The 12222-nt window shown below is 60.8% G+C and carries 12 protein-coding genes; 6 read left to right on the top strand and 6 right to left on the bottom strand.

The genetic code is table 11. From position 1 onward, the window contains the following. Positions 1-10: 10 nt before the first annotated feature. On the top strand, positions 11-928 hold the full coding sequence (locus PZ897_RS01580) for a carbohydrate ABC transporter permease (RefSeq protein ID WP_275749211.1): 918 nt from the start codon (positions 11-13) through the stop codon (positions 926-928). Between the two features lie 38 nt (positions 929-966). Here the strand turns inward: PZ897_RS01580 and PZ897_RS01575 are convergent, their stop codons facing one another. The 4 genes from PZ897_RS01575 to PZ897_RS01560 are packed head-to-tail and all read right to left on the bottom strand — an operon-like array spanning position 967 to position 4913. Beyond that, the gene (locus PZ897_RS01575; protein WP_275749210.1) at positions 967-1512 is read right to left on the bottom strand and encodes a 6-phospho-3-hexuloisomerase; all 546 of its coding nucleotides are present in this window, start codon (positions 1510-1512) and stop codon (positions 967-969) included. Next, positions 1509-3002 (bottom strand): FGGY-family carbohydrate kinase, encoded by a 1494-nt coding sequence (locus tag PZ897_RS01570; RefSeq protein WP_275749209.1) that lies wholly within the window; start codon positions 3000-3002, stop codon positions 1509-1511. The genes PZ897_RS01575 and PZ897_RS01570 overlap by 4 nt, the downstream gene beginning before the upstream one ends. Positions 3003-3006: 4 nt before the next feature. Beyond that, complete coding sequence (locus tag PZ897_RS01565; protein WP_275749208.1) at positions 3007-4104, bottom strand: M42 family metallopeptidase; 1098 nt, start codon at positions 4102-4104, stop codon at positions 3007-3009. After that, positions 4101-4913 carry a BtpA/SgcQ family protein gene (locus tag PZ897_RS01560; protein ID WP_275749207.1) on the bottom strand — a complete coding sequence of 271 codons (813 nt, stop codon included), beginning with the start codon at positions 4911-4913 and terminating at the stop codon, positions 4101-4103. The genes PZ897_RS01565 and PZ897_RS01560 overlap by 4 nt, the downstream gene beginning before the upstream one ends. Positions 4914-5008: 95 nt before the next feature. Between PZ897_RS01560 and PZ897_RS01555 the strand changes: the two genes are divergently transcribed. Further along, positions 5009-6037 (top strand): aldo/keto reductase, encoded by a 1029-nt coding sequence (locus PZ897_RS01555; protein ID WP_275749315.1) that lies wholly within the window; start codon positions 5009-5011, stop codon positions 6035-6037. A 19-nt stretch (positions 6038-6056) separates the two neighbouring features. After that, on the top strand, positions 6057-6902 hold the full coding sequence (locus PZ897_RS01550; protein ID WP_275749206.1) for an amidohydrolase family protein: 846 nt from the start codon (positions 6057-6059) through the stop codon (positions 6900-6902). On the opposite strand, the gene PZ897_RS01545 is transcribed toward PZ897_RS01550, so the two are convergent. Continuing rightward, positions 6884-7063 (bottom strand): hypothetical protein, encoded by a 180-nt coding sequence (locus PZ897_RS01545; protein ID WP_275749205.1) that lies wholly within the window; start codon positions 7061-7063, stop codon positions 6884-6886. The two genes, PZ897_RS01550 and PZ897_RS01545, sit on opposite strands and share 19 nt — an antisense overlap. Positions 7064-7096: 33 nt before the next feature. Continuing rightward, a complete protein-coding gene (locus tag PZ897_RS01540) occupies positions 7097-7831 on the bottom strand; it encodes a GntR family transcriptional regulator (RefSeq protein WP_275749204.1) in 735 nt (244 codons plus the stop codon). Between the two features lie 433 nt (positions 7832-8264). Here PZ897_RS01540 and PZ897_RS01535 point away from each other — a divergent pair, with 433 nt between their 5' ends. From PZ897_RS01535 to PZ897_RS01525, 3 genes are all read left to right on the top strand, one after another. Continuing rightward, the gene (locus PZ897_RS01535; RefSeq protein WP_275749203.1) at positions 8265-8870 is read left to right on the top strand and encodes a molecular chaperone TorD family protein; all 606 of its coding nucleotides are present in this window, start codon (positions 8265-8267) and stop codon (positions 8868-8870) included. 105 nt (positions 8871-8975) lie between these two features. Next, positions 8976-9173, top strand: coding sequence for a twin-arginine translocation signal domain-containing protein (locus tag PZ897_RS01530; protein WP_275749202.1), 198 nt, complete (start codon positions 8976-8978; stop codon positions 9171-9173). Positions 9174-9224: 51 nt separating this feature from the next. Next, a complete protein-coding gene (locus tag PZ897_RS01525) occupies positions 9225-12212 on the top strand; it encodes a molybdopterin-dependent oxidoreductase (protein WP_275749201.1) in 2988 nt (995 codons plus the stop codon). Positions 12213-12222 lie beyond the last annotated feature (10 nt).

The following is a 12222-nucleotide window of genomic DNA, read 5'->3' as shown; positions in this document are numbered from 1 at the left end:
AAGGATTGAGATGAGCCAGCAGATCTTTTATGACAGCCCCGATGACTTCGCGCACAAGGCCAAATGGTTCTCAGGCCGGGTTGCGGTTTATGCCGCGCTGATATTGTGGGCGATCATCTGTCTGTTCCCGATCTACTGGACCATCACCACCTCGTTCAAAATGGCCCCCGACGTGATGCGGGGGAATCTGATCCCGTTCTGGGACTACCAGCCCAAATGGCTTGGCTGGCGGTCACTCGGGCTTTCGCCGGATACGATCTGGGCTGACTCCACCGTGCGCGACGAATTCGTCAAACGCTTCTACAATTCGGTGATCACCGCGCTTTCGGCCTCGGCGCTGGCGGTGGGTCTGGGGTCGCTGGCAGCCTACGGGTTGTCGCGGTTTTCCTATCGCTTCGGCTTTATGCGCAATTCGGATATCTCCTTCTTTTTTCTCAGCCAGCTGATCCTGCCGCCGGTGGTGCTGGCGCTGCCATTTCTGGTGCTCTACAAATCCCTGGCGTTGCTTGATACCCGCATCGGCCTGATCCTGCTTTACACGCTCACCGTGCTGCCGATCGTCATCTGGATCATGCGCGACCAGTTCGCCGGCATTCCCAAGGAACTGGAAGAAGCGGCGCTGGTTGACGGGCTGTCGATCTGGGGCGCCTTTGCCACCATCGTCCTGCCGATCGCCCTTCCGGGCATGGTCGCAGCTTTCATTCTTTCGCTTGTGCTGACCTGGAACGAGTATTTTTTTGCCGCGCTCCTGACCTCGACCCATGCCAACACGCTGCCGGTGATGGTGGCGAGCCAGACAGGCAGTCAGGGCATCAGCTGGTGGTCGATGGCGGCTCTCTCCTTTGCCGCGATCGTGCCGCTGATCGTCATAGGGATCGTGCTTGAGCGCTTTATCATCAAGGGAATGGCCGCAGGCGCGGTGAAATAGGTCGCGGCCTTAACCGGTGTGGTGGGCCGTCATCCGCGTCACTCCATATTGGTGTGGCGTGCCCGCATGCTCTCGGTGGTTTCGCCAAGCTGGTCCTTCAGCCGGAGAACCATGATCTCGAACAGCAGGAACAGCGCGCCCTCGTAGACCGATCCCATCGGCAGGATCGAGCCGCCGCCAATGTCCCGGGACATCGTTTGCGCCGGAATTTCAACCACCAGATCGGCAAGGCCTGCTGCCTCGCAGTCAGGTTCGGCGGTCAGAAACAGGGTCTTCGCTCCGGCATCCCTGGCCACGCGCATCAAGGCTGTAACCGTTGCGAGCTCGCCCGGCCCGGCGGAACACAAAAACAAGTCGCCCGGTCCCAGCGGCGGTGTCGTCATGTCGCCTTGCATCGAAACGCTCAGGCCCAGGTGGAAGAGCCGCATCGTCAGCCCCCTGACCTGCAACGCCTCTCGACCGCAGCCATAGGCGACAATGGTTTTGGCGGCAGCGATCAACGCCGTCGCCCGCTCGATATCCTGCGGCTTGATGGCTTCGACCACCATGCCGATTTCCAGCAGTGCTTCCCGGAACTGGGTCATCGGCCTTTATCCAGCGCTGCCATGATGTCGCGGGTCTGCTCATAGAGCTTCAGAAACAACGGATATTGCCGCTCATAGGCGACATGGCGCTCGGCCTTGATCGTTCTGGCGCCCGGGTTCCATGTTGTAATGTCGCCCGGCTCAGCGCTTCCGACAGCCAGCGAGGCCAGGAATGCGTCACCATAGGAGGCCCCGGTGGTCACCTCGCAGACGATTTGGTCAAGTCCGGTAATGTCAGAGGTGGCCTGCAGCCAGGGGCGGTTCCGGGTGCCGCCGCCCACCGCCAGCACGCGGGCCGGACGCCGCCCGGCCTCGGCATAGGTGTCGGCGATATGCCGCGTGGCCGCGGCAATACCCTCCAGCACCGCGCGGTACATGTCGCCCCGATTATGCGTGAGATCGAGCCCGAAGAAACATCCCTTGGCATGGCTGTCGTGGATTGGCGTGCGTTCGCCGGAGAAATAGGGCAGGCAGAGGAGCCCCTTGGCGCCCGGCGGCGAAGCGTCCGCCTCCCTGGTGAGCATGGCAAAGGCGCTGTCGCGCGGCAGCTCGCTGGCGAACTGGTCGCGGAACCAGTGTGTCAGGGTGCCCGAAGTGGCAAGCCCTGCCATGGCCGCATGTTGGCCAGGAAAAAGCCACGGCGCATGCCACAGCCGCGCGTCCGACAAGGCTGTGTCCGACAGCAAGATGATGAAGATCGTCGATCCGTACATCATCATCATGTCGCCGGGGGCGTTGACGCCAACGCTGACCGCCTCCGCCGCCGCGTCGATGGTGCCGCAGATCACCGGCGTTCCCGCGGCAAGACCTGTCTCGGCAGCCGCACTCTCCTGTACATGACCGGCGATTTCTGTCGACCACATCAGTTTGGGCAGCAATTCCGGCGCACAGATATCAGCCAGATCGAAACACCAGTCCTGTCTGGCGATGTCGTAGAGCGGTGAGAAACTCGCCGCCGTGTAATGATCAATCACCTGTTCTCCGGTCAGCTTGAAGGTCAGGTAACTGGTCGACGACAGAATTTTTCCGGTCCTGGCCCAAAGCTCGGGATGATTGCGTCTGAACCAGAGTATTTTCGGGCCGACCGATTGCGCGGTCAGCGCGTTGCCGCAACGCGTGAGGATTGTCGCCTCGCCGATGGCCTGGTTGAGGTCGGCGATCTCGTCGCCGGCGCGGGTATCGACACCGTAAAGCACGGCATTGATCAGCGGCGCGCCGTCGCGGTCCACCGGCAGCATGCACGGACCGATCGCCGAGGTGGCCACAGCCCGTATCTCCGGGGGGTCGATGCCGCTGTCGCCGAGCAATCCGCGGGTGATGGTGACAAAGTCGCTCCACCAATCCTGCTCGGCGCGGTGCTCGGCCCATCCCGGCCTCGGCACGATCAATTCATGGCTGCAAGAGGCTTGCGCGACAATGCGGCCGCCGTCTTCCACCAGGACGCCCTTGGATTCGAATGTGCCGATGTCGATTCCCAGCGTGAACCCCATGTCCTCAGATCTCCCGGGTCAGCTTGAAATCGGCGCCGATGCCGCTGATGGCGGCGAGCGCCAGTTTGGCCATGGCTTCGACGTCGGCGAGATCGCAGCATTCGACCGTCGAGTGCGAGTGCCGCATGGGAAAGCCGATATCGATCGACGCCACGCCTTCGCCGACCAGTTGCACGTAGGACAAATCTGTCAGCACACCGACCTGGGCCGAGCGTTGCAGCGGCATGCCGAGCCGTTCTGCAGTCTGCTCAAACAGCGTCACCATCGATGGATGCGGGATGACGCCGTTCAGCGTGCCGCGGCCGTGAAAGGAATAGAGGCTGATGCCGGGGCCGCCGCCGAGCTTCATCTCGCCGCGTTCGGCCATATCCGGCGTATCGGTTGCAAGCATCAGGTCGATCTGGATGGCGATGTCCGGCTTGAGCGCCTGCGCCGCCACCAGCGCGCCGCGCAGATTGAACTCTTCCTGAACGCTGAACACCACATGCACGGTCGGGCCGCCGCTGCGTTCGATGAGACCGCGGGCGATTTCCAGCAGCGCCGCGCAACCGGCCCGGTCATCGACGGACGGACCTGCGATCCGGTCCCCGGCGAGCTCGATCACCCGGGACTGGTAGACAACCGGCGTGCCGATCCGGATACCGGCGGCTTCGACCGCCTCTTTGTCGCCATGACCGGTGTCGATCAATATATCCGGAGCCGTCACCACCTTGTATTTTTCGTCCGGTCCGGTGGCATGATGCGCCTTGTTGATGATGATGCCGGTGACGTCGCGGCCTTCGCCGATGCAAAGGGTGACGACCTGTGCCGCCATCGCGCGCTCGGAAACGCCGCCCATGCGTTCAACCCGGATTAATCCGTCGGCCTCGATCCTGCGGACGAAGAACCCGAGCTGGTCCATATGGGTAAAGATCATGACCGAAGGCGCATCCGGGTTGCCCGCGAGACTGGCGATTACATTGCCCATCCGGTCGACCCGGCTGGCGACGCCAGCTTGCGACAGGCGCGCGCGAACCAGCGCGGCGACCCGCTCCTCATGACCCGACAGGCCCGGCGTCATCATCAGATCAATCAGATCCTGCCGCAAACGCCGCCGCATCATGCACCGCCTCGCGCTGCGCGGGCGCGCTGCATCAGGTCACTCGCCCGCTCGGGGTCGACAGCCTTCCAGGTATCGCCGTCGATCTTCAGTGCCGAGCCGATGATGCAGCCGTCGGCGACCCTGAGTATGTCGGCGATGGTAGCATGCTTGACGCCGGTATTGGCCAGCACCGGCGTGTCCGGCAGCACAGTCTTGACAGCCTGGAGATCGGACATCGCCGCTGCCTCGCCGGTGATCTGGCCCGAAACCAGCACCGCGTCCGGTATCGACGAGAACACCGCGCTGCGCGCCCGGTCGGGCAGGGAACGGCGGTCGAGGCTGTCTGCGAACTCGGCCGAGACATTGTACAGCATCGCCAGATCCTTGCGGCCGATCCGGTCGCGATAGCGCATCGCCGCGCCCGCACCGGGCGTCCAGGGTCCCATGTCGCTGGCATAGGATCCTGTAAAGATCTCGCGCACGAAGGCGGCGCCGGTCGCGGCAGCGAGCGCGATCGAGCTGATCGGGTCCCACAGCACATTGACGCCGAAGGGAACCCTGATTTCGCCACGCAACTGTCCGATGACATAGGCCATGGTGGCGGTCGACGCGATGTCTACCTTGAACTCATAGGGCCGGTCATTTTCATTGCCGAACATGATGGCGTCGAACCCGGCATTTTGCAGCGCCGTCACATCGGCTCTCGCCGCTGTGACCAGGCCATCGAGGCCCGCCTCGTAGTCATGCAGCGGTGACCCCGGCAAGGCCCCTAGATGCACCATTCCGATCACCGGTTTTCCCGGTCCGAACACATTCTTGAATTTGCTCAAATCAATCCCCACATTTGCCGCAAGCCTCAATCAAAGCTATGCAGCCGCTTGGCAAATATACTAGCATGTTAGCAGGCAGGGAGGCGCAGATGCAATTGAAGACACGGCACTGGGACCGGATTGGCAATGGCGGAGTGAGATTTACCGAGCTCGGTTTTGGCGCCGCTCCGATTGGCAATCTCTACCGGGCGATCAGCGACGACCAGGCCCATGCGACGCTGAGCCGAGCCTGGGATCTCGGTGTGCGCTATTTCGATACTGCACCGCTTTACGGCCTCGGATTGTCAGAGACCCGGGTCAACCGCTTCTTGCGTGACAAACCGCGCGATGACTATGTGCTGTCAACCAAGGTTGGGCGGTTGCTCAGGCGTTGTGAGCCGGGCGAGAAACGCGACTGTATCGGCAAGTTCTTTGAAGTCCCGGCACGCAAGGAGGTGTATGATTACACCCATGACGGGGTGATGCGGTCGGTCGAGTTTTCGCTCGAGCGGCTCGGCGTCGACAGCATCGACATCCTGTTTGCCCATGACCTCGACATATTCAACCACGGCAGTCAGGAAGCGCTCGACGCCAAGCTCGACGAGTTCATGGCCGGCGGCTACAAGGCGCTGCTGTCATTGCGGGACCAGGGCGTGATCAAGGCCTTTGGCGCCGGCGTCAATGAATGGCAGCCGTGTCAGAGCATGGCCGAGCGCGGCGATTTTGATCTGTTCCTGCTGGCCGGGCGCTATACGCTGCTGGAGCAGCAGGCGCTGGAGAGTTTCCTGCCGCTGGCCGTGCAGCGCGGCATCGGCATTATCATCGGCGGCCCCTACAATTCCGGCGTGCTGGCGACCGGCGCCAAACCCGGCGCATTTTACAATTACGACCCGGCGCCGCAGCATATTCTGGACCGGGTGGCGAGAATTGATGCCGTCTGCAAACGCCACGGCGTGCGCATGGTCGACGCCGCCTTTCAGTTCCCGCTGTGCCATCCGGCCGTGGTTTCGGTGATTCCCGGCGGGCAGGGCGTGGCCGAGGTGGAGGCCAATCTGGACGCTGCCCGGGCCAGTATTCCTTCGGCGCTTTGGGCGGAGCTGAAAGCCGATGGACTGATGCGCGATGATGCGCCAGTGCCCGCATGAGGCAGCAGGAGATGGGGGCATGACCATGCAAATCGACGCACACCAGCATTTCTGGAATCCGCTTCGTGGCGACTACGACTGGATGCCGATGGACAATGCAACGCTGGCGCGCCATTACGCGCCCGCCGATCTGGCGCCGCATCTCGATACGCACGGCATTGACGCGACAGTGCTGGTCCAGGCCGCGGCCAGCGTCAATGAAACCGAGTACATGCTGGGTCTCGCCGATGCGACTTCCTTTGTCGCCGGTGTCGTCGGCTGGATTGATTTCGAAAAGCCATCCGATCTGGCGACGCTGAAGCGGCTGTCGCAGCACCCGAAATTCAAGGGCGTGCGGCCGATGATTCAGGACATTGCCGATGACGACTGGATGCTGCGCGATGACGTTCAATGGGGCTTCCGCGCCGTTGCCGACCTTGACCTCACCTTCGATGCTCTCGGTTTTCCCCGGCATCTGGCCAATTTTCTCACCATCCTCAAGCGCTACCCGGACATGCGGGTGGTCATCGATCATTGCATGAAGCCGCAGATCCGCGATCATTCGGACGACAATTTCCGCTTCTGGGCTGACGGCATGACCAGGATCGCCCAGCAGACCGGGGCCTGCTGCAAGTTCTCGGCGCTGGTCACCGAAGCCAAACCCGGCTGGACCATCGAAGACCTCAGACCCTATGTCGATCACGTGCTCGACACGTTCGGCCCTGCACGGGTGATGTGGGGGTCTGACTGGCCGGTTTGCCGGCTTGCCGCCAGCTATCAGGATTGGCGCGCGGCAGCCGAAGCGCTCACCGACGATCTTGATGCACAGGCAAAGGCCGACATTTATGGCGGAACCGCCGCTCGATTTTACCGGATTTCCGGCTGATCGAGCATCGCTGATGCCTGACCGGCGGTGATGCTGGAACCTTCGGCCACCGGCGTTGAAACATGCAGCGCCGCGGCTGCCTGGGCTGCCGAAGGCATGTCGCGGTCAAACGGATACAGCGCCGCGCATCCAGTCGGGTGCACGGCGCTGTAGGGTGACAATGGCAGGCTTTGGAGAAAGCAGAACGGACAGGGTCAACCAGTGTCAAAAAGCTCCGGCCGCTGATCGACCAGCGGCTCGAGAAATGTGATCAGCTGACTGAGATGGTGCCGGGTCGCCTGGCGCGCGGCGGCCGGGTCACGGGCCTCCAGCGCGGCGACGATTGCCTTGTGCTCTTCCAGTGTTGCTTCGATCCGGCCCGGGGCCGGCAAATTCAAACGGCGCGCGCGGTTGACGTGGACCCAGGCGGTTTCGGCCAGCACGGCCAGGCGGCGATAACCGGTGAACGACAGAATCAACTCATGCATCTGCGCGTCCATCTGATAGAATCCGGCGGTGTCACCGTCCTGCATCAGCGCTTCCTGGACCCTCAGATTGCGCCTGAGCAGCACCAGTTGCTCCTCGGTGATGATGTCGGCCACGACTTCCACCGCGGCCAGTTCCAGCGCCTCGCGCAAAAACGCACCCTCGCGTATTTCGGCCATGGAAAATCGCGCGACGAAGGTGCCGGCCTGCGGAATCACATTGACCAGACCTTCCGCCGACAATCGCGCCACAGCCTCGGCCACCGGTGAGCGCGAAACACCAAGCTCCCTGCAGATCTCGGATTTCTGCAGGATCTCGCCGGGTCGAAAGGCCAGCGAAAGGATCGCCTGCTTGAGCGAGACGTAAACCTTCTGCGCCAGTGATCCCGCAGATTGATCAAGCGGGGGCAGTGCCGGCCGGGATTTGGGAGCCTCTTGCAGCAATTTCTTCTCACTTTTTAGCATTCTAGAATGTTAGATGGAACTTCCGGTCTGTCAAGTCGATCTCCGGCAGGAGCTATCCGCCCTATAGGGCTCGGGGACACTGTGTGACAATCTCGTTCAAGCGGTAATTTATCTGCCGCTGACCACACAAAAGCTGCCGTCATCGAAATTCAGCGGCAGGCGCCCGGCGGGCCCGGTTCCCGCGGCGTCTGGCGCGACAGTAATGGATGGTCATCGGCCTGGTGGAACATGCTCTCAGCAACAGGGTGCTGAACGTCCATTGTTACGTTACTCGTGGTTCCGCGCGAACCTTTGCCATTCCCGGCCAAAGCAAGACAATTTCGACCGAAAATCGCCTTGACGGTAGTGTTGAGTTTTTGATTTTGATCAGAAAAACGGAATTGTATTGCTTTGCCGTCACAAAAGTGATCTCTTCGCCAAAGGGAGAGAGGCTGTGTTGAAACAAAAAGCAGTTTCGATGGACCGGATTGATGAAGCGGATCAATTGCGGGTCAATATTTACAGGCTTGTAGGCCGGCTGTTACGCGTGCCGCCTGATGCATCTCTTCTCTCGGTCCTGACCCAGATGACCGGTGACGAGTCCGAGCTTGGTCAGGCCATTAGCGATCTTGCAAATACTGCTGACTCCATGGACTTGGCTGACTGTCGTGACGAATACGACGTTTTGTTCATCGGCTTGGGCCGGGGTGTCTTGACTCCGTTCGGTTCCTATTATCTCACCGGATTTTTGCACGAAAAGCCACTGGCACGTTTGCGCGATGACATGCGCCCGCTTGGCATTGCCCGCAACGACGACGTGACCGATCCGGAGGATCACGTTGCCGCGTTGATGGAAATGATGGCCGGCCTGATTGATGGAAGCTTCGGCACGCTTCAGCCGGTTTCAACGCAAAAGACATTTTTCGACAGTCATGTCGGCAATTGGACGCCGCATTTTTTCAAAGATCTCGAGACCTGTTCGTCAGCCCGTTTTTTCAAACCGGTTGGTTGTATCGGCCGCCTGTTCATGGCGATCGAACAGAGCGCGTTCGAGATGTAGGCCGCGTTTGCGGCGAAGGGTTTTGTAAGCGTGTAGTGTAGTCCGGCGGAGACACCCGGCCAGACTGCTGCAGACAGCTCCGGGTGTCGATGGGTGGAGGTCATTATGAAGGCAAAGACAGAAGATACCACGACCGACCGTCGCGGCTTTCTCAAATTCGCCGGGCTGGGAACGATCGCCAGCGGAGCGGCACTGGTCGCAGGCACTGAAAGCGAGGCAGCCGAAGTTGCCGAGTTGCAGGCAGGCACAGGGTACCGGGAAACCGATCATATCAAGGCATATTACGCCAGCACGCGGTTCTAGTTCACGCCGCACGCCGCGGTATGCGACTGGATTTTTTTAACGGAGGATAACATGCTCAGGAAGAAGACAAATGGGGTTGCGCGAGGCCCCCGGCTGTCCTCGACGGTAGCAGAGCTCGGGGTGACGGCAATTGATCGCCGGACATTCCTCAAGCGCTCGGGTCTCACCATTGGTGGGGCAGCGGCCATTTCCACGCTTTCGGGCGGAATGGTCAAGCGAGCAGAAGCTCAGACAGCCGCAGGCACCGGGAACGTTGAAACCAGAAAATCGGTCTGCACGCATTGTTCGGTCGGTTGCACGGTGATTGCCGAGGTCGAAAACGGTGTCTGGACCCGTCAGGCCCCGGGCTATGATTCACCCTTCAACCTGGGCGCTCATTGCGCCAAGGGCGCTTCCGTGCGTGAGCATGCCCATGGCGATCGCCGCTTGAAATATCCGATGAAGCTGGTCGCCGGCAAATGGCAGCGCGTCTCCTGGGACGAGGCCATCAACGAGATCGGCGACAAGATGCTCGAGGTGCGTGAAACCTCCGGGCCGGATTCGGTCTACTGGCTCGGCTCGGCCAAACATTCCAACGAGCAGGCCTATCTGTTCCGCAAATTCGCGGCCTACTGGGGGACGAACAACGTCGACCACCAGGCGCGGATTTGCCATTCGACCACGGTTTCCGGTGTTGCCAACACCTGGGGCTATGGCGCGATGACCAATTCCTACAACGACATCCACAATGCACGATCCATGATTCTGATCGGATCAAACCCGGCCGAAGCGCATCCGGTGTCGCTGTTGCATCTTCTCAAGACCAAGGAAGAAAACAATGCGCCGCTGATCGTGTGCGATCCGCGCTTTACCCGCACGGCGGCCCATGCCGATGAATTCGTGCGGTTCCGGCCCGGCAGCGACGTGGCGCTGATCTGGGGTATTCTCTACCACATTTTCGAAAATGGCTGGGAAGACAAGGAATACATAAGGACCCGTGTCTGGGGCATGGACCAGATCCGTGACGAGGTGAAGAAGTGGAACCCGGCGGAAGTCGAACGGGTGACCGATGTCCCCGGATCGCAGCTCGAGCGGGTGGCCCGGACCTTGGCCGATAACCGGCCGGGAACACTCATCTGGTGCATGGGCGGCACGCAGCACTCGAATGGCTCGTCCAACACCCGCGCCTATTCGATCCTGCAGCTTGCGCTGGGCAACGTCGGCAAGTCCGGCGGCGGCGCCAACATCTTCCGTGGTCACGACAACGTTCAGGGTGCAACCGATTTGGGGGTGCTCGCCGACACGCTGCCGGGCTATTATGGTCTGACGGCAGGCGCCTATGCCCATTGGGCGCGCGTCTGGGAAGAAGACCTGGATTGGCTCAAAGGCCGCTTTGCCACCATGAAAGGCAAGGACGGCAAGGACAAGGCGATGATGTACGAGACCGGAATCCCGGTCTCGCGCTGGATCGACGGTGTCCTCGAAGCCAAGGAAAACATTGATCAGCCCGACAACACCAAGGTCATGGTGTTCTGGGGCCATGCTCCGAACTCGCAAACCCGGCTGCCTGAAATGCAGAAGGCGATGGGAATGCTGGACTTGCTGGTCGTTGTTGATCCTTATCCGACAATGACCGCGGTGCTTCAGGACCGCCAGGATGGTGTCTACCTGCTGCCGGCCTCGACCCAATACGAGACCTCCGGCTCGGTGACAGCGTCAAACCGGTCCATCCAGTGGCGCGATACCTTGATTGATCCGCTGTTTGAGTCCTTGCCGGATCACACCATCATGTACAAGTTTGCCAAGAAGTTCGGTTTTGAAGACCGAATGTTCCGCAACATCGAGGTCAATGGCGAGGAGCCGCTTGTCGAGGATATCACCCGCGAGTGGAACCGTGGCATGTGGACCATCGGCATGACCGGGCAGTCGCCCGAGCGCATGAAATCGCACATGGCGCACCAGTACACCTTCGACAAGACCAGCTTGCGTGGTGTTGGCGGTCCGCATGATGGCGAATTCTATGGAATGCCCTGGCCTTGCTGGGGCACGCCCGAGCTGAAGCATCCTGGTTCGGCGGTGCTTTACGATGTATCGACCCCGGTGGCCAAGGGCGGAATGGGATTCCGCGCCCGCTTCGGCGTCGAACGCAACGGAGACAATCTGCTGGCGGAAAACAGCTGGCCTGTCGGCTCCGAGATCGAGGATGGTTATCCCGAGTTCACCATGGCGATGCTTGAAGGCCTCGGCTGGGACAAGGATCTGACCCCTTACGAGCGGCGGATGATCGAATATGTTGCGGGCTATCTCAAGGATCGCCCGTCGACGGATCAGGAAGAGGTTGGTGAAACATCGCACCAGGGAGATATCCCGTCCGACTTCAAGGAAAAGATCAGCGGTGTAAACTGGAAGGTCGACCTTTCGGGCGGCATCCAGCGGGTTGCGATCATGCATGGCTGCGCGCCTTACGGCAATGCCAAGGCCCGCGCCGTGGTCTGGACTTTCCCGGACCCGGTGCCGCTGCATCGCGAACCGCTTTACGCACCCAATCGTGATCTGGTGGCCGACTATCCGACCATTGAAGACAAGACGTTCTGGCGTTTGCCGACGGCCTTCAAGTCGATCCAGGATGTTGACTATACCAAGGACTTTCCGATGGTCATGACGTCGGGGCGTCTGGTTGAGTATGAAGGGGGCGGGGATGAATCCCGTTCCAATCCGTGGCTGGCCGAGTTGCAGCAGGATATGTACGTCGAGATCAACCCGTTTGATGCCAACAATCTGGCGGTCAGGGATCGCGGCACGGTGTGGCTGTACAGCCCCTCCGGTGCCAAGATCAAGGTCATGGCCATGGTCACTGAACGGGTGGGCAGGGGTGTTGTCTTCTGTCCGTTCCATTTTGGCGGCCATTTCCAGGGCGTCGACCAGCGCGACAAATATCCCGAAGGAGCTGATCCCTATGTGCTTGGGGAGGCGTCCAACACTGCGCAAACCTATGGCTACGACATGGTGACGCAAATGCAGGAAACAAAATCAACGCTTTGCCGCATCGAGGCGGCATAGGGAGGATATA

This window comes from Hoeflea sp. YIM 152468 (assembly GCF_029210485.1).
Lineage (GTDB): Bacteria > Pseudomonadota > Alphaproteobacteria > Rhizobiales > Rhizobiaceae > Hoeflea.
The sequence above is the reverse complement of the archived record's forward strand: the minus strand, read 5'-3'. Positions and strand labels throughout refer to the sequence as shown.

Coding starts and splice junctions, on each gene's coding strand:
- PZ897_RS01580 (WP_275749211.1), top strand. CDS start 11: ATGAGCCAGCAGATCTTTTATGACAGCCCCGATGACTTCGCGCACAAG.
- PZ897_RS01575 (WP_275749210.1), bottom strand. CDS start 1,512: ATGACCCAGTTCCGGGAAGCACTGCTGGAAATCGGCATGGTGGTCGAA.
- PZ897_RS01570 (WP_275749209.1), bottom strand. CDS start 3,002: ATGGGGTTCACGCTGGGAATCGACATCGGCACATTCGAATCCAAGGGC.
- PZ897_RS01565 (WP_275749208.1), bottom strand. CDS start 4,104: ATGATGCGGCGGCGTTTGCGGCAGGATCTGATTGATCTGATGATGACG.
- PZ897_RS01550 (WP_275749206.1), top strand. CDS start 6,057: ATGACCATGCAAATCGACGCACACCAGCATTTCTGGAATCCGCTTCGT.
- PZ897_RS01540 (WP_275749204.1), bottom strand. CDS start 7,831: ATGCTAAAAAGTGAGAAGAAATTGCTGCAAGAGGCTCCCAAATCCCGG.
- PZ897_RS01530 (WP_275749202.1), top strand. CDS start 8,976: ATGAAGGCAAAGACAGAAGATACCACGACCGACCGTCGCGGCTTTCTC.
- PZ897_RS01525 (WP_275749201.1), top strand. CDS start 9,225: ATGCTCAGGAAGAAGACAAATGGGGTTGCGCGAGGCCCCCGGCTGTCC.